Raw genomic sequence first — 16,958 nt, forward strand, 5'->3', positions numbered from 1 at the left:
TCAGCCGATCGGCAGGGACGATTTCACATGATGGATTTCGCGATTTTCTGGGACTGGCTGAGTTTCGCCGTGCGCTGGCTGCACGTCGTCACCGGCATCGCCTGGATCGGCTCGTCCTTCTATTTCGTCGCGCTCGACCTTGGGCTGCGCCAGCGCCCCGGCATGCCGGCCGGCGCATTCGGCGAGGAATGGCAGGTGCATGGCGGCGGCTTCTACCACGTCCAGAAATATCTGGTGGCGCCGGCCGAAATGCCGGAACACCTGACCTGGTTCAAGTGGGAATCCTACGCCACCTGGCTGTCCGGCTTCGCCATGCTGTGCGTGGTCTACTATGCCGGCGCCGATTTGTTCCTGATCGACCCCAATGTGCTGCCGATGTCGGTGCCGGTCGGCATCCTTTTGTCGATGGCCACCATCGGCGTCGGCTGGGTAGTCTACGATCTGCTCTGCCGGTCGCCGCTCGGCAAAAGTGACACCGGACTGATGCTGGTGCTCTATGGCGTGCTGGTGTTCATCGCCTGGGGTCTGACGCATCTGTTCACCGGCCGCGCCGCTTTCCTGCATCTGGGCGCCATCACCGCCACGATCATGTCGGCCAATGTCTTCATGGTGATTATTCCAAACCAGAAGATCGTCGTCGCCGACCTGATTGCCGGCCGCAAGCCCGACCCGAAATACGGCAAAATCGCCAAGCAGCGCTCGCTGCACAACAATTACCTGACGCTGCCCGTGCTGTTCCTGATGCTGTCGAACCACTATCCGCTGGCGTTTGCGACGGAGTTCAACTGGGTCATCGCCTCGCTGGTGTTCATCATCGGCGTCTTGATCCGGCACTATTTCAACACCGTGCATAAGCGTGCCGGCAACCCCCACTGGACCTGGATGGCGGCTGCGGTGCTATTCGTCATCATCATGTGGCTGTCGACAGCGCCGAAAATACTGACCGGCGAGCCCAAGGCATCCGCCGCGGCCGAAGTCTATATCGCCTCGTCGCATTTCCCGGCGGTGCGCGACACCGTGCTTGGCCGCTGCTCGATGTGCCATACGGCCGAGCCGGTCTATGAAGGCATCTACCATGCGCCGAAGGGCGTGATGCTCGACACCGACGCCGGCATTGCCGAGCATGCGCGTGAAATCTATTTGCAGGCCGGGCGCAGCCACGCCATGCCGCCCGCCAACGTCACCCAGATCAGCGACAAGGAACGGGCGCTGCTGGTCGCCTGGTTCGAAGGCGCAGGGAAATAGGGATGACCTCCACACTTCTGCGCGGCCGCACCCTAAGTTTTTTGCGCTGGCCCGAAGCCATCGACGACCATGCCGCCTGGCGCTATGAGGAGGATGGCGGCCTGCTGATCCGCGACGGCCGGATCGTTGCCGTGGGCAGCTACACGGAAGTCGAAAAGCAAGCGGGCGACGGTGCGAAAAAGATCGATCATCGGCCGCATCTGCTGCTGCCCGGCTTCATCGATGCGCATGCGCATTTCCCGCAGATGCAGGTCATTGCCTCCTACGGCGCCGAACTGCTCGACTGGCTGAACACCTACACCTTTCCCGAAGAGACCAAATTCGCCAACGCCCAGCATGGCCGCCGCATCGCCCGGCTGTTCCTGGACGAGATGGTGCGCCACGGCACGACGACGGTCGCCGCCTACTGCTCGGTGCACAAGGCGTCTGCCGAAGCGTTCTTTGCCGAATCGCATGCGCGCGGCATGCTCAACATTGCCGGCAAGGTGATGATGGACCGCAATGCGCCGGCAGGCGTGCTCGACACGCCGCAATCCGGCTATGACGATACGAAGGCGCTGATTGCGGAATGGCACGGCAAGGGCCGCCAGCTTTATGCGATCACGCCGCGCTTCGCCATCACCTCCTCGCCCGAGCAGCTGGAGATGGCCGGCACGCTCTGCCGCGAAAACCCCGACCTGCACATGCAGACGCATCTGTCGGAAAACCACGCCGAAATCGCCTTCACGCAAAAACTCTATCCGCAGGCGCGCGACTACACCGATGTCTACGAGCAGTATGGCCTGCTGGGGCCAAAGAGCCTGTTCGGCCACTGCATCCATCTCTCGGAACGAGAGGCCGATGCGCTGTCGGACTCAGGCTCGGTGGCGGTGTTCTGCCCGACCTCGAACCTGTTCCTCGGCTCCGGCCTGTTCGACTACCAGCGCTTTCGTCGCCGCGACAAGCCGCTCAGGATCGCTGCCGCCACCGATGTCGGCGGCGGCACCAACTATTCGATGCTGCGCACCATGGACGAGGGCTACAAGGTGATTGCGCTGAATGGCGAAAAGCTGAACCCGTTCCAGTCCTTCTGGCAGATAACGCGTGGCAATGCCGAGGCGCTGTCTGTGGCGGACAAGGTCGGCACGCTGGATGAAGGCACCGACGCGGACATCACCGTGCTCGACGCCCGCGCCACGCCGGCGATGCGGCTGAGGATGGAGACTGTGGAGACGCTGGCGGAGGAGCTGTTCCTGCTGCAGACATTGGGCGACGACCGCGCGGTGCGCGAGGTCTATGTTGCGGGGCGGCCGGCCAAGATCGATATGATCGTGGGGTAGGACCCATCATCCGCGCGGGACAAGATGATGATTGCGCCTGGTTGCCAAGTGGTCCCCCACTCCGTCGCCGCTTCGCGGCGCCACCTCTCCCCCCTCCGGAGGGAGAGGAAGGGAGCCTTTGCTTCGGAGGACGGGCGCCGGTTCGGACAGCTTGGCGCCCTTCCTCTACCCTGTCGATCGGGGGAGAGGTGTCGAGAGAAGCTCGACGGAGTGGGGGTCGACCCTGGCGGGGCAAGACCACCACCGCGACGAGACCTTGACCGGGCGGAGCTTGTCGTACACACGATTTGTGACTGACTTCGGAGAACAAAATGGCCGCTGCCGACGACATCGCTCTGATCCAGAAACAGGAAGAGACGCTGGTCTTCCCGGCCTTCGACGAGGCCGTCGCCTTCAAGGTCGGCGCGGCGATCCGCGAGCGGGCGCTGGCCGAAAAGCTGCCCATCATTGTCGATATCAGGCTGTGGGATCGGCCGCTGTTTTATGCCGCGATGCCCGGTTCAAACGCCTCCAACCCCGACTGGGCACGACGCAAGATCAATGTGGTCAAGCGCTACCTCAGGAGCACCTATCGTCTGGTGCTGGAACAGCAGCGACCGGACCGCACCTTCAAGGTCGGCGAGGGGCTGGATATTGCTGATTACGTACTGGCCGGCGGCGGGTTTCCGGTGACTGTAAAGGGTGCCGGCGTCATCGGCGTCATCGCCGTCTCCGGCCTGCCGGAACGCCAGGATCATGGCGTCGTCGTCGATGCACTGTGCGATCATCTCGGCGTCGATCGGACACAATTGGCGCTGCCGCCGGAAGGTAAATCGTGACGTTGGCGCTGCCCCTCATCCGCCTGCCGGCACCTTCTCCCCGTATAGTGACGGGAGAAAGGACAAGCTCGAGCGCTGGCGATCCCCTCTCCCCGTCTTTCACGGGGTGAGGGTGAGGGGCAGCGCCAACGTTTGCTCATTTTAAAAACCGCCAGTTACGGCCAAGGATAACCGTGCTCGATCCCAAATCCTTTCTCATCTCGATCTTCAATGCCGCTGTTGCCGCTGCCGATCCTGAACGGACCATCAGGGATCATCTGCCGGCCAGGCCCAAGGGCCGTACCATTGTCATTGGCGCCGGCAAGGGCTCGGCGCAGATGGCGGCCGCGTTCGAGAAGGTGTGGGATGGCCCAATCGAAGGGCTGGTCGTCACCCGCTACGGCTATGGCGCCAGATGCGAGCGCATCGAAATCATCGAGGCGGCACATCCGGTACCGGACGCTGCCGGTCTTAAGGCGTCGCGGCGCCTGCTCGAAAAGGTGCAAGGGCTGACTGCGGACGACCTGGTAGTGGCGCTGATATCGGGCGGAGGATCGGCGCTGCTGCCGTCGCCTGCCGCCGGCCTGACGCTCGCCGACGAAATCGCCGTCAACGAGGCGCTGCTTGCCTCCGGCGCGCCGATCGCGGCGATGAACACAATCCGCAAGCATCTCTCGACCATCAAGGGCGGCCGGCTGGCAGCTGCCGCCTGGCCGGCCAAACTGGTATCACTGGTTGTCTCTGACATTCCCGGCGACAACCCGGCCCTGGTGGCCTCCGGCCCGACCGTGCCCGACTCCGGCAACCGCGCCGATGCGCTGGCCTCGATAGCGGCCTACGGCATGAAACTGCCCGACGCCGTCATGGCGCACATCAACTCGCCAGAGGCCGATGCGCCAGATCCGGATGACCAGCGCTTTTCACGCAATGAAGTGCACCTGATCGCCTCGGCTGGCGTGTCGCTGGAAGCGGCAGCCGCTGAGGCAAAACGGCAGGGCATCGAAGCCGTCATCCTCTCCGATTCCATCGAGGGCGAGGCGCGCGAGGTCGGTGGCGTGCATGCAGCCATTGCGCGCGAAGTGGCGACGCGCAACCGGCCGTTCAAAAAGCCGGTGCTGATCCTGTCCGGCGGCGAGACGACCGTGACCTTGTGGGCCCCTGTTGACGGAAAAAGGGGCAAGGGCGGCCGCAACTCCGAATTCCTGCTCGCCTTTGCCATCGGTATCAGCGGCGCGGAAGGTATTCATGCATTGGCCGCCGATACCGACGGCATCGATGGCTCTGAAGACAATGCCGGCGCCTTTGCCGATGGCTCAACTGTCTCGCGCATGCGTGCCGCCGGCATCGACGCCAAGGCGATGCTGGCCGGCAACAATGCCTGGACGGCGTTCAACGCGATCGGCGATCTGTTCGTGCCGGGGCCGACGGGTACGAATGTGAATGATCTGAGGGCAATCCTAATCAGTTAATTCGGCCGTGGCGGCCGAAGTTTCCAACGTTGGATTCACGACCGTAGGTGATTGGCTGAAGCCACTCAGCTTCGTCATCCCTGGGCGAAGCAGGAGCGAAGCTCCGTCGCGAAGCCCCGGGTCCATTCCGTGATGTTAGCCGTCGAGCGCAGCGGAGCAGAATTCTGCACCGTAGCAGCGTCCAAACGTCGCGGCATGAATCCTCGGGTCTGCGCTGCGTCGCTTCACTCCTTGCTCCGCCCGCGGATGACGATGTCGCTGAGGCTTTCGCTCATCTCACGACCCCATCAGCCGCTTCACCTCTCTCATATCCCTGAGAAACCGCTCGCGCTCTGCCTCCTTGTCCGCGGGCTCATGAATACGCAGAATAAAGGAGGGGTGGATGGTGATGAACACGCGCAAGCCATCATCGCGTTCGATCAACTGGCCGCGCATTTTCGTCACGGCAATGGCCTTGCCCAGCAGCGACAACGCCGCCGTTGCCCCAAGCGCCACGGCGAGGTCCGGCTTGATCAGCTCAAGCTCCCGGCCGATCCACCAGCGGCAGGCCTGGACTTCGCCGGTATTTGGCTTCGAGTGGATGCGGCGCTTGCCGCGCGGCTCGAACTTGAAGTGCTTGACGGCGTTGGTGACGTAGACTTTTTGCCGGTCGACGCCTGCGTCATCGAGAATCGCATCGAACACTTTGCCCGCTGGCCCGACAAAAGGTTTGCCGGCGAGATCTTCCTGATCGCCAGGTTGTTCGCCGACGAAGACCACTTTGGCGTCATCCGGCCCCTCGCCGAACACGGTCTGTGTCGCGTCGCGCCAGAGCGGGCAGCGACGACAACCCTTTGCAGCCTCGCGCAAATCGGAAATCGTCTTGGCATCGTCTTCATCCGGCGCCTCGGCCGGCTCGGGCTTCGGCCAATGTCTTGCCTGCAGCTTGGCGTGGTGCGGCGCCGGCGTTGTCGGCAGTCTGGCAATCATATCCCTGGCGGCCTCGTCCGCTCCTGCGATCAGATCTGGAATGAGCGAGGCCTCGGGAAGGTTCCGCCAATATTTCTTCGGCATCTCCTTCTGCATCGCCTTCACCTTGAGCCGCGCCGGGTTGAAGATGTTTTCGAAATAGGTCAGCCACAACGCCTCGGTGTCGTCCTGATCAGGTGCATCGCCCTTGGCCGCACCCGGCCCGATCGCCAGCCTTTCGCCGTTCCAGTCGGCGGAGGCATAGGGCGTCAGGATGGTCCAGCGCATGCCGGTGAACCGCCGGACGAAGAAATCCGCGTTGCGCTCGACAATGAAATGCTCCGGCTCGAACCAGGCGACGTAGCGCTCGTTCTCGCCGTCGCCGATCTTCCGGAAGCGTACGAAGGCATGCATCTTATGGCCGTCGCGCCGCACCGCCTTTTCCATGGCTTCGAGCCGCCTGGTGTCGGGATCGGATGCGATCGCCAGCAGTTTCGGCTCGGTGCGCAGGCGCCAAAGCATCCAGTAGAGAAAGGCAAACCGGCCGGGGTCGGAGTGGCAGAAGGCGGTTTCGGCATGGGCGATGAACTCGCGCGGGACGGTAAGCTGCGCGCCCTCTGGCACCGCCGGCAAGGCATCTTGAGGATCATTGGCGTCGGACCCGACACCCCAACTAATATCCTCAGGTCGGACCTCATTCAGCGCCAGACGCCGTGCCGCATCGCGCCAACCGGCGAAATCGGTCTGGCTCGCTAGCCGGACAGTGTATCGGGCAAGGTCGAGCTGAGCCGGCTGCATGGTCAAAACAGCGACAGTTGTTCGCAGGACTTTACGATCGTGTCGCGCAGGCCTGTCTTGTCGGTGAGTCCGCCCGGCGACCAGCCTTCGGCGATGATGAAGGGCCTCAGCTTGGCGATCGAATGGCAGATCCGTCCGACATCTTCCAGCCGCATGCGTCGGTGGCGGCGGGTTTCAAGGATCTTCGCCACCACCTTGGTGCCCAGACCCGGAACCCGCAGCAGCGCTTCGCGGTCGGCGCGGTTGATGTCGACGGGAAACCTCGCCCGATTGCGCAAAGCCCAGGCGAGCTTGGGGTCAATGGCGAGATCGAGCATGCCGTCGCTGCTGCCGGCGAGGATTTCCGGCTGCGAAAAGCCGTAGAAGCGCATCAGCCAGTCGGCCTGATAGAGCCGGTGCTCGCGCATCAGCGGCGGTTTTTGCAGCGGCAGCGACGATGACGAATCCGGGATTGGGCTGAAGGCGGAATAATAGACGCGCCGCAGGTGATAGCTGCCATAGAGCCGCGCGCTGGTGTGCAAAATGCCGTCGTCGGATGTTTTGTCGGCGCCGACAATAATTTGCGTCGACTGACCTCCGGGCGCAAAGCGTTCGCGCTTCTTGGTCCTCAGCGTCGGCTCGGCCTTTTCCTCCATCTTCCGGCGCAGGTTCGCCATGGAAAGCCGGATCGTTTCCGGCTTCTTCTCCGGCGCCAGTTTCTTGACGCCCTCATCGGTCGGCAGTTCGACGTTGATAGACAGCCGATCGGCGTAGAGCCCGGCCTGCTCGACCAGTTCGGCCGAGCTTTCCGGAATGGTCTTCAGATGAATATAGCCGGAGAATTTTTCGTCCAGCCGCAGCCGCCGCGCCACCTCCACCATCTCGGCCATGGTCTCGTCGGGCGAACGGATGACGCCGGAGGACAGGAACAGGCCTTCGATGTAGTTGCGCCGATAAAAGTCCATGGTCAGCTTCACCACCTCGTCGATGCTAAAGCGGGCGCGGCGCACATTCGATGACGAGCGGTTGATGCAGTAGCTGCAATCGTAAATGCAGAAATTGGTGAGCAGGATTTTCAGGAGCGAAATGCAGCGGCCATCCGGCGCGTAGGAATGGCAGATGCCCATGCCTTCTGTGGAGCCGATACCGCCGGATTGGAGCGAATCCTTCTTCGCCGAGCCGGACGAGGCGCAAGAAGCATCGTATTTGGCGGCGTCAGACAGGATTGCCAGCTTTTCACGGACGGTGGGTGCGCTCATCCGTTCATGATATGTTCTTGAAGGCTGCAGCGCCACCTCATTTGATGCAGGCGGCGAAAAAGTAATCGCCGCCTGATCGTCGGGCTAGCAGGACGACTGCCCGAGTTCCAGGCGGTCTCTCAGACCTCATGGAGGTAGAGGTGGTAATCCAGCTCGCTGACGGTGCGGGCGACGCGCAGATACTCCGACTGCTTGATCGCCACGAAGGTGCGATGCAGATCCTCGCCAAGCGCCTCTTTCAGGAAGCTCGAGGCCCGCGCCGCCTCGATCGCGGCGCGCCAGTCGACCGGCATGGTCGTGCGCGTGATGGCGGCTTCATAGCCATTCCCAGTGGTTTCGGGGCCGGGGTCGAGGCCTTCATCCAGACCCTTGATGATGCCGGCCAGCACCGTTGCCGCGATCAGGTAGGGATTGGCGTCGACGCCCGACGGCCGGTGCTCGATGCGCCGGTTCTTGGCGTCGCCCGCCGGGATGCGCAGCGCCACCGAACGGTTGTTGACGCCCCAGGTCGGCGCCACCGGCGCATAGGACTGCGAGACGAAGCGCCGCCAGGAATTGGCGTGCGGCGCAAACACCAGCATCGATTCGGCCATGGTCTGGATCAGCCCGCCGAGCCCCTGCAGCAGCGGCAGCGACCAGCTTTCGCCGCCGGCTTCGGCAAAAACGTTGCGGCCGTTCTTGTCCTGCAGCGAAACATGGAAATGCATGCCGGAGCCGGCATATTTTTCGATCGGCTTGGCCATGAAGCAGGCGGTAACACCATGGCGGCGCGCCTGCGCCCGCACCAGCCGCTTCAACATGACGAGGTCGTCGGCCGCCCGCATGACATCCTTGCGGTAGTTCAGCGTCAGCTCGTACTGGCCGGGCGCGTATTCGGAAATCACCGTTTCGGCCGGAATGCCTTGCGCCTTAGCCGCGGCATAGATGTCGGAAAACAGCGGCTCCATGCCGTGCAGATGGTCGACGGAATAGACTTCCGTCTTGGCCGAGCGGCGGCCGTCGAGCACGGCATCCGCCGGTTTCACCTTGCCATCGGCATCGCGCTCATTGGCCAGCAGGAAAAATTCGAGTTCGAAGGCGCCGGCGGGATAGAGGCCCTTGGCCGCCAAGATGTCGACCTGCCTGGCCAGCGCCAAGCGCGGGTCCGACGACATTGGCTGTCCCTCGAGATGGTACATCGCCATCAGCAACTGGCCGCGCGGCGGGTTCGTGCCGTAAAGCGGCACCAGCGTGCCGGGAATGGGCCATGCCCTGAGATCGCCGTCTCCAGTCGTCCAGATCAGCCCGGTTTCGTGCACATCCTCGCCGGTGATGTCGAGGCCGAGGATCGAGATCGGCATGTGGCGGCCGCCCTCGAAGATGCTTTTCAGCTCATGCCGGCGCACGATCTTGCCGCGGCCGACGCCGTTGGCGTCGGTCAAGACGATATCGAAGGCTTCGATTTCGGGATGGGCGTCGAGAAAGGCTTGCGCCTCGGCGGGCGTCGAGCCCGAAGGTGAAGTCATGATTAGTGTACTCGAGTTTGGCTTGGCAGCTTGTCTCATGCCGTCAGCCTTGCCGCAACCGTGGCGAAGGCGGTGATCAGCCGGTTGACCTGGGCGCCGGTGGTGGCCGGTGAGATCAGCATCATGTTGTGAAAGGGCGCGATCAGCANTGCCGCAACCGTGGCGAAGGCGGTGATCAGCCGGTTGACCTGGGCGCCGGTGGTGGCCGGTGAGATCAGCATCATGTTGTGAAAGGGCGCGATCAGCACGCCCTGGTTGACCAGCGCGACATGGATAGCCGCCTCAAGCTCCGGCGCATGGGCAGTCTCGGCTTCGGCGCCGTTCCTGAGCGGGCCAGGGGCGCAGATGAACTCGACGCGGGCGCCGACGCGGGCGACATGCCAGGGCAGATTGTAGCGATCGATGACGCCGGTCAGCCCGGCATCGAGCCGCAGGGCGAGGCGATCCATCCGGGCATAATTCTCCTGCGTCATCACCTCTTCGAGCGTTGCGCGCATGGCTGCGAACTGCAGCGGGTTCGCCGACAGCGTCGTGCCCATGCCGGAATAGCCCGGCTCCTTGGTTCGATTGTAGTCGGCATAGCGCGAGGCGACCTCGTCGCTCATGCCCCACACGCTTGCCGGCACGCCGCCGGCGATCGGCTTGCCCAGCACGAACAGGTCGGGCTGCAGCCCGAATTTCCTGGTGTAGCCGCCGGGTCCAGTCGAAATCGTGTGCGTCTCGTCTATCAGAAGCAGCGTTCCGGCCGCGCGCGTCAGTTTGCGCAAGGCGTCGTGAAAACCCGGATCGGGCAGCACCATGCAGGAATTGGTCAGCACCGGCTCAGCAATGACGCAGGCGACATCCTTGTCCTTGAGCGCTGCTTGCAGCGCGGCGACATCGTTGAATTCAATGACCTTCGCCGTCTTGGTCAGGTCGCGAAACTCACCCGCCAGCCCCGGCCGATTCACGGGCTTGCCGTCGACCATCCGGACCATCGTCTCGTCGACCGAGCCGTGATAGCAGCCGTTGAAGACCAGTATCTTTTCGCGGCCGGTGACGGCGCGGGCGACGCGCAGCGCGAAGCGGTTGGCGTCGGTGGCGGTGGTGGCGATCTGCCAGAACGGCAGACCGAAACGCTGTGTGAGCAGCGGCCCGATGGCCAGCGCATCTTCCGAAGGCAGCATATAGGTCAGGCCGCGCCCGGCCTGGCGGCGGATGGCGCGCGCCACCGGCGGCGGCGAATGGCCGAACATCGAGCCGGTGTCACCGAGGCAGAAATCGTCCAGCCTGTTGCCGTCGATATCCGTGATGGCGGCGCCCTTGGCGCTTTCGACCAGGATCGGGAATGGCGTCGGCCAGTCGTTCATCCAGTGCATCGGCACACCGCCGAAGAAGCCTGGCAGGCCGTTACCGACCTTGGCCTGCGATTTCGGCCGCGCCTTGCGGAAGGTGTTCGCCTCGCTTGTCCGCAATGCAGCGATGCGGTCACGGCTGATACCGCCGATGGACGCCTTTGAATAACTGTTCGTGCTGTGCATGAAATCCCTCTCGGCCGGCACACTACCCAATTGGCGACGGCAACCGCAATTGGCCGTGTTGGTGCGCTGCATTGGGTCAGCAGCAAGTTCGGCAGACTTGACCTTCCGGCGCAGTCGGGCGCCAATGCGATCGGGTCTGTGGTTTGGGGAGAAAAATGCGGACGATCATCTGCGCTATTGCGCTACTCTTGTCGGCCGCTGCGGCTTCCGCATCGGGCGGCGTCTGGTGTTCCGTCGATGACAAAGCGGTGCAATTCGAGGTCGGCGCCGGGGTCACCAGAGGTATGGGCGGCCCGACCTTCAATTTTCGCGGCGATCTCGAGATACTTGGCCGGCCGGAAGGCGACAGTCTGCGCAAGACCGTCTTCGAGGATTCCGACCTCACCCAGTACTGGCTGGACGACAAGGAGTTGCGGCTGAACGTCTACCACGAGCATCAGCTCGGAGATAAATTCAACTCTGTCGAACTGACGATCCTGACCAAGACCAGTGACGAGGGCGTCTATGACGGCCGGTACACGCTTGCCGTCTACGACAACGCCGCCGACACGGAACAGGACGGCAAGCCGAAAGAATTGACCGGCAAGGTGTCGTGCGGAGCCGAATAGGTCACGCCGAGATATCGATGACGCCGCAGTCGCCGGCGGCACTGCCGAAGGCGACCCGGCGCTCTTCCTTATCCCACATCATCGCGGTGATGGCGCCCTTGCCCGGGCGGCGCAACAGCACCTCTTTGGCATCGGTAAAGCGCACCGCCATGACCATGCCGTCATCATAGCCGACGGCGACGACATCCTGGCTCGGATGGCAGGCAACCGATGTCACCATGGCGTTGCCGCGCGTGCCGAGCTCCAGCGGCGCCTTGCCCATCGGGCCGTCCTTGCCCGAAAACGGCCAGACGATCGCCGCCGGCGCGCCGGAACTCGCCAGCCATTTGCCCTTCACGCTCCACGACAGGCTTTTGACCTTGCCGGGATAGCCGGTCATGCGCATGTGCTTGCCGTCGGCGAGCTTCCAGCCATGCAGCGCGTTTTCCTGCATGGTGGTGACGAGGAAGGCGCCATCCGGCGAGAAGGTGACGCCGGTATGGGCACCGGCCCATTCCAGCTCCACCGGTCTGCCCTCGGCGGCCGGGAAATGCAGCGTCGCGCCATTGTAGCGGGCGACGCCGAAGCGTATGCCCTTGGGGGAGAAGGCCAGCCCCTCGACCGAACGCGGATGGGCAAACTCTTTGGTCTTGCCGTCGGCAAAGCGCACGAACGCAGTCTTGCCTGTGGCATAGGCGATAGCGCCTTGCGGCCCGGCGGCGACGCTGGTGATCCACTTCTTGCCGGCGCTCGCCAATTCGCCGACGGTGCCACCTGCGGTGACAGCAAAAATCTTGCCGTCCTCGCCGCCGGTGATCAGGCGGTCGTTGGCGGCGTCATGGAACGTGGAGAGCAGGCCGTCATTGGCCTGAATTGCCTTGTGGCCGTTGTCGAGCCTATGAACTGTCCCATCGGCCAGCGCAAAATGCGGCACGTTGTCGAGGAAGACGGCGGCAAGGCAGTGACCTTCCAGGTCGAGGGGAGCAACTGTGGGCATCAGGACCATTCCAATGAAGCTGTCACCACTCCCGGGAAGCCATTGAGGCGGCCAGGCCTGGCGTCAACCTTCCCCTTTGTGGGAGAAGGTGGATCGGCGCGCAGCGCCGAGACGGATGAGGGGTGTTGGACGGATCGCCGTCGGTGCCGAGCTGGAGCACCCCTCATCCGACCTCGCTTCGCGAGGCCACCTACTCCCACAAGGGGAGAAGGAAGAGCGGGCAGCGCTAGCGCCATAGAGTCCGGAAATCAAGCCGCCTGGCAGGCGTCAAAGCTCTTCTTCAGCCGTTCGGCGTCAAGCTCGCGGCCGATGAACACCAGCCGGCTCTCATGCTTTTCGCCGTCTTTCCAGGCGCGCTGGTGGTCGCCTTCGATGATCATGTGCACGCCCTGGATGACATAGCGCTCGTCGTCGCCCTTGAGCGCGATGATGCCTTTCAGCCGCAGGATGTTGGGACCTTCCATCTGAGTGATCTTCTCGATCCACGGGAAGAATTTCTTCGGGTCCATCTCGCCGCCGCGCAGCGACACCGACTGCACGGTCACGTCATGGATGTCGGAGGGATGCGCGTGATCGTGATGATGATGGTCGTGATCATGGTCGTGGTGATCGTGCCCGTCATGGTCATGGTGGTCGTGATCATGATCGTGCGCCTCGAGGAAATGTGGGTCGTTCTCCAATGCGCGCGACAGGTCGAAGGCGCCGCGGTCGAGCACTTCCGACAGCGCCACGCCGGCGCGCGTGGTGCGGTGGATCCTGGCCGCCGGGTTGATGGCGCGGATGGTGGCTTCGACCTTGGCCAGCTCTTCGGGCGTCACCAGATCGGTCTTGTTCAGCACGACAACATCGGCGAAGGCGATCTGGTCCTCGGCTTCCTTGGAATCCTTCAACCTGAGCGGCAGGTGCTTGGCGTCGACCAGGGCCACGACAGCGTCGAGTTTGGTCTTGGAGCGCACGTCGTCGTCCATGAAGAAGGTCTGCGCCACCGGCACAGGATCGGCGAGGCCGGTGGTCTCGACGACGATGGCGTCGAAGCGGCCGGGACGGCGCATCAGGCCTTCGACGACGCGGATCAGGTCGCCGCGCACCGTGCAGCAGACGCAGCCATTGTTCATTTCGTAGATTTCCTCGTCGGATTCCACGATCAAATCATTGTCGATGCCGATCTCGCCGAATTCATTGACGATGACGGCATAACGCTTGCCATGGTTTTCCGACAGGATGCGGTTGAGCAGCGTCGTCTTGCCGGCGCCGAGATAGCCGGTGAGAACGGTCACGGGGATTTGCGTCTGTGCTTCGCTCATATCTTGCCTCGAAATGGCTGGGCCACGGAATTGCGGGCCGCAAGAAGGGATTGTTGGCCTGATATAGGATGTGTGCCGGCCTTTTGCACGAGGCAAACCGCCTGGGTGTTTGACCCAGGATTGACGAAGCGGATGGGTAGACCCGAGAGGCCGAGTGCGAGGGATGCCGACCATCAACGTGTCGCCGGAAACGCCTCTTCGTTGACCTGTGCTGAGCCGCGCCGCGTCAAACCGTTGCAATCGCCTTGGCGGAAACTCGTTTGTCATCTAACTGAAATAAACATCTGGCATCACCATTTCGAGCACCACAAATGCTTGCCGGCAAAGCTGTTTCGAAAGCCGGAATCTTTTGGATCGTCGATTGCCAACCGGCCGGCTGCGTCTATGCTGCACGCACCGGTACGGCCGAAGAGGGATCACCATGGCCAAGGCGGACAAGACTGCAACGATGAGCCGGCTGCATTCGGCGGCAAGGCTGGCAAGGACCGCGCTGGCGGCGCGGCTTCTGGCGCACGGCTTCTATGCCGGCCAGGACCAGATCATGCTGACGCTCGACCGCGAGGACGGCCAGACGCCCGGCAATCTCGCCGGCCGCCTCGGCGTGCGCCCGCCGACCATCACCAAGACCATCAACCGGCTGCAGGCCCAGGGCTTTTTGGAAAAGCGCGCCTCTTCCGCGGATGCACGCCAGGCGCATATCTTTCTCACCGACACCGGCCGCGAGATCATCCACGCCATCGAGAAGTCGGTGAAGAAGACCGAAAAGCAGGCCTTGAAGGGCCTCGACAAGAAAGAACAGAAGACGCTGTTCAAGCTGCTCGCCCGCATCGAGGCCAATTTGTCGAACGAGGAGCTGGTGCTCGTCGACGACGACGCCGACATCGACGACTGACCGGCACGGCGGCCGCGTGTCTTGAGCTAGGCCGCCACCGAAGGGCCGCGCACCAGCCCCGACCAGCGGCCGGGCGTCAGGCCGAATGCTTTCTTGAAATGCCTGTTGAAATGACTCTGGTCGCTGAAGCCGGCGCCAACGGCAATCTCGGCCAGCGGCTCGCCCACCTCGATCATCCGTCTTGCCTTTTGCAGCCGGCGCATCAGCAGGAACCGATGCGGGCTGGTGGAATAGGTCGCGCGAAAATGGCGTGACAGCGCATAGCGGTCGAGCCCGGTGACGGCTTCCAGCTCATCGGAACGAACGGACCGCTCGGCATTCTCCTCGAGATAGCCGCGCGCCAGCGCTGCCGCACGCGAGGCCGACTTCCCCATCGGCTTTGCTTTCTGTCCCGCATGACGCCCCAGATGCTGCGCCAGCTCCGCAACGAAATCGGCGACGAACAGCTCGTCCAGTTCCTCATAGAGCGGCGACAGGGCCGAAAGCAGCGTGCCACGCAAGGCAGGATCGCTGACCACAGCATCCCTGACGAAAGGCAGCGGCGCGCCGTCGAGGCAGTCGAGCAGCAGTGAGGGTTCCAGATAGAGGATCCGGTAGCGCAGACCATCCTCGGTCCCGGCGCCGCCATCGTGCACTTCGTCGGGATGCAGCACGATAACCTGGCCGGGCAGGCTGTGGTTGACAGTGCCCCTGTAGTGGAAGCGCTGCACACCGGAAAGCGTCACGCCGACGGCAAGCGTATCATGACGGTGCAGGTCGAAGGCTTTGCCATGGAAATGCGCCTCGATGCGCTCGATGCCGGTCCTGCCTGGCGCCGAGACGATCCGGTCTTCATCCGCGCACGAACGTCCAAGACCCTGTGTCGCCTCANCGGTCCTGCCTGGCGCCGAGACGATCCGGTCTTCATCCGCGCACGAACGTCCAAGACCCTGTGTCGCCTCACCGTCTAGATCGTGCGTCATCACCTATCCCTGCCCTTCATGGGCGTGCTCCGGAGTCCTCATTTTGGTGTTCGATACGAAATTTGCAATCGTGCTGCGGGACGATCTCGCCGTCTGGCAAAAGCTCAACGTCACGGCCTTCCTGAGCAGCGGCGTCGTCGCGCAATTCCCCGACATTATCGGCGAACCCTACCGCGACCGCGCCGGCAACCTTTACAATCCTCTGTCGATCCAGCCGGTCATCGTGCTTTCGGCCGATGGGCCGACGCTCAACTCCATCCACCGGAAGGCGCTGGAGCGGGGCGTGACGGCGTCAGCCTATGTCGAGGAGATGTTTGCCACCGGCTTCGATGCGGCCAACCGCGCCGTCTTCGCCGAGTTCGGCCCTGAGGACGCCAAGATCGTCGGCATCGCGCTGCGTGCCGACAAGAAACTCGTCGACAAGATCACCAAGGGCGCCCGCATGCACGCCTAATTCAGCAGGAAGCGTGTAACGGCGCTCATGAATTCAGTCGGCCGCTCGACGTTCAGCATATGGACGCCCGGAAGCAGTGTAAGCGTGGCGCCGGGGATGCTGGCTGCGATCGCCTCGCTGTGGCTTGCCAGCGTTACCTTGTCGTCTTCTCCACCGATCACCAGGGTGGGGGCGGTAATGAGGGAGACAGTCCGGCGCAGATCGCAATCGCGTACGGCGGCGAAGCATCCCGCGAGACCTTGGGGCGGCGTCGCCAGGACCATCGCGCGGAACGCGTCGACGGTTTCGTTTGGGCCGGCAAGCATCGAGGCGGGAAACCAGTTGTGCATGAACATGTCCGCGGCGGCCGACATGTTGCTCGCAGCAAGGACAGTACGGATCTGCTCGTCAAAGTAAGAAGCCGGCCCGAGATGTGGCGAGGTGTTGGAAAGGATGAGACGCTCGATGCGGTCCGGGGCATGGATACCCAGCCACTGCCCTACGAAGCCGCCCAGCGACAGCCCGCAGAAATGCACGCGGGCGATCTGAAGCGCATCCAGCAGCTCAAGGACGTCGCGGCCCAGCCGATCGAGCGAATAGGCTCCGGCCGGAGCATCGGAACTGCCGTGGCCGCGCAGATCATAGCGCAGCACCCGGAAAGATCCGGCAAATTCCGCAAGCTGCCGGTCCCACATATGCAGGTTCGTCGCAATGGAATTCGAGAGCACAAGCACAGGGCCGGCCCCCGCCAGCTGATAGGCGATCCGGCAGCCGTCGCCCGTCGTAAAATAAAGCGTGTCAGTCATCTGGTCCTCATCTCACCCTGGCGAAAGGAGTTCGATGCTCCCGCCGCCCTTTGAATGAGCCACCCTAGGTGTTTGATCCCAGGCTTTGATGGCGCATACTTTTCGTCCGAATCAAAGGATGCGCTATGGGCCAGGTTC

At 63.1% G+C, this 16,958-nt stretch carries 15 protein-coding genes; 7 read left to right on the forward strand and 8 right to left on the reverse strand.

Features of this window, described 5'->3' with window-relative positions; translation table 11 throughout:
• The first annotated feature begins 27 nt into the window (after window positions 1-27).
• The 4 genes from X728_RS155945 to X728_RS155930 all read left to right on the forward strand — a co-directional run bounded on the left by X728_RS155945 (window position 28) and on the right by X728_RS155930 (window position 4,830).
• Window positions 28-1,245 (forward strand): urate hydroxylase PuuD, encoded by a 1,218-nt coding sequence (locus X728_RS155945; RefSeq protein WP_023695954.1) that lies wholly within the window; start codon window positions 28-30, stop codon window positions 1,243-1,245.
• Between the two features lie 2 nt (window positions 1,246-1,247).
• The gene (guaD, locus tag X728_RS155940; protein ID WP_023831269.1) at window positions 1,248-2,564 is read left to right on the forward strand and encodes a guanine deaminase; all 1,317 of its coding nucleotides are present in this window, start codon (window positions 1,248-1,250) and stop codon (window positions 2,562-2,564) included.
• Window positions 2,565-2,875: 311 nt separating this feature from the next.
• Complete coding sequence (locus X728_RS155935; RefSeq protein WP_023711326.1) at window positions 2,876-3,382, forward strand: heme-degrading domain-containing protein; 507 nt, start codon at window positions 2,876-2,878, stop codon at window positions 3,380-3,382.
• 167 nt (window positions 3,383-3,549) lie between these two features.
• Window positions 3,550-4,830 carry a glycerate kinase gene (locus X728_RS155930; protein WP_023822081.1) on the forward strand — a complete coding sequence of 427 codons (1,281 nt, stop codon included), beginning with the start codon at window positions 3,550-3,552 and terminating at the stop codon, window positions 4,828-4,830.
• 276 nt (window positions 4,831-5,106) lie between these two features.
• Here the strand turns inward: X728_RS155930 and X728_RS155925 are convergent, their stop codons facing one another.
• The 4 genes from X728_RS155925 to X728_RS155910 form a co-directional block, all read right to left on the reverse strand.
• A complete protein-coding gene (locus X728_RS155925; protein ID WP_023822080.1) occupies window positions 5,107-6,576 on the reverse strand; it encodes a UdgX family uracil-DNA binding protein in 1,470 nt (489 codons plus the stop codon).
• 2 nt (window positions 6,577-6,578) lie between these two features.
• Window positions 6,579-7,814, reverse strand: a complete 1,236-nt coding sequence (locus tag X728_RS155920) for a putative DNA modification/repair radical SAM protein (RefSeq protein ID WP_023831270.1) — start codon at window positions 7,812-7,814, stop codon at window positions 6,579-6,581.
• Between the two features lie 119 nt (window positions 7,815-7,933).
• On the reverse strand, window positions 7,934-9,319 hold the full coding sequence (locus tag X728_RS155915; protein ID WP_023695949.1) for a glutamine synthetase family protein: 1,386 nt from the start codon (window positions 9,317-9,319) through the stop codon (window positions 7,934-7,936).
• A gap of 35 nt (window positions 9,320-9,354) precedes the next feature.
• Window positions 9,355-10,839, reverse strand: a complete 1,485-nt coding sequence (locus X728_RS155910) for an aspartate aminotransferase family protein (protein WP_023831271.1) — start codon at window positions 10,837-10,839, stop codon at window positions 9,355-9,357.
• A gap of 155 nt (window positions 10,840-10,994) precedes the next feature.
• Between X728_RS155910 and X728_RS155905 the strand changes: the two genes are divergently transcribed.
• A complete protein-coding gene (locus X728_RS155905; protein WP_023683507.1) occupies window positions 10,995-11,447 on the forward strand; it encodes a hypothetical protein in 453 nt (150 codons plus the stop codon).
• Between the two features lies 1 nt (window position 11,448).
• On the opposite strand, the gene X728_RS155900 is transcribed toward X728_RS155905, so the two are convergent.
• Both X728_RS155900 and X728_RS155895 read right to left on the reverse strand, forming a co-directional pair.
• Window positions 11,449-12,423, reverse strand: coding sequence for a WD40 repeat domain-containing protein (locus tag X728_RS155900; RefSeq protein ID WP_023815964.1), 975 nt, complete (start codon window positions 12,421-12,423; stop codon window positions 11,449-11,451).
• Between the two features lie 248 nt (window positions 12,424-12,671).
• On the reverse strand, window positions 12,672-13,727 hold the full coding sequence (locus X728_RS155895) for a GTP-binding protein (protein ID WP_023739647.1): 1,056 nt from the start codon (window positions 13,725-13,727) through the stop codon (window positions 12,672-12,674).
• A gap of 421 nt (window positions 13,728-14,148) precedes the next feature.
• Between X728_RS155895 and X728_RS155890 the strand changes: the two genes are divergently transcribed.
• Window positions 14,149-14,619 carry a MarR family winged helix-turn-helix transcriptional regulator gene (locus X728_RS155890; RefSeq protein WP_023694717.1) on the forward strand — a complete coding sequence of 157 codons (471 nt, stop codon included), beginning with the start codon at window positions 14,149-14,151 and terminating at the stop codon, window positions 14,617-14,619.
• A 26-nt stretch (window positions 14,620-14,645) separates the two neighbouring features.
• On the opposite strand, the gene X728_RS155885 is transcribed toward X728_RS155890, so the two are convergent.
• Window positions 14,646-15,581 carry an AraC family transcriptional regulator gene (locus X728_RS155885; RefSeq protein ID WP_023831272.1) on the reverse strand — a complete coding sequence of 312 codons (936 nt, stop codon included), beginning with the start codon at window positions 15,579-15,581 and terminating at the stop codon, window positions 14,646-14,648.
• A 46-nt stretch (window positions 15,582-15,627) separates the two neighbouring features.
• Here X728_RS155885 and X728_RS155880 point away from each other — a divergent pair, with 46 nt between their 5' ends.
• Window positions 15,628-16,035 carry a DUF2000 family protein gene (locus X728_RS155880; RefSeq protein ID WP_023714565.1) on the forward strand — a complete coding sequence of 136 codons (408 nt, stop codon included), beginning with the start codon at window positions 15,628-15,630 and terminating at the stop codon, window positions 16,033-16,035.
• Here X728_RS155880 and X728_RS155875 read toward each other — a convergent pair.
• Window positions 16,032-16,820 (reverse strand): alpha/beta fold hydrolase, encoded by a 789-nt coding sequence (locus tag X728_RS155875; protein ID WP_023689240.1) that lies wholly within the window; start codon window positions 16,818-16,820, stop codon window positions 16,032-16,034. The genes X728_RS155880 and X728_RS155875 overlap by 4 nt on opposite strands.
• Window positions 16,821-16,958: the final 138 nt, after the last annotated feature.

The organism is Mesorhizobium sp. L103C119B0 (genome assembly GCF_000502235.1).
In the GTDB taxonomy this organism is placed as follows: domain Bacteria; phylum Pseudomonadota; class Alphaproteobacteria; order Rhizobiales; family Rhizobiaceae; genus Mesorhizobium.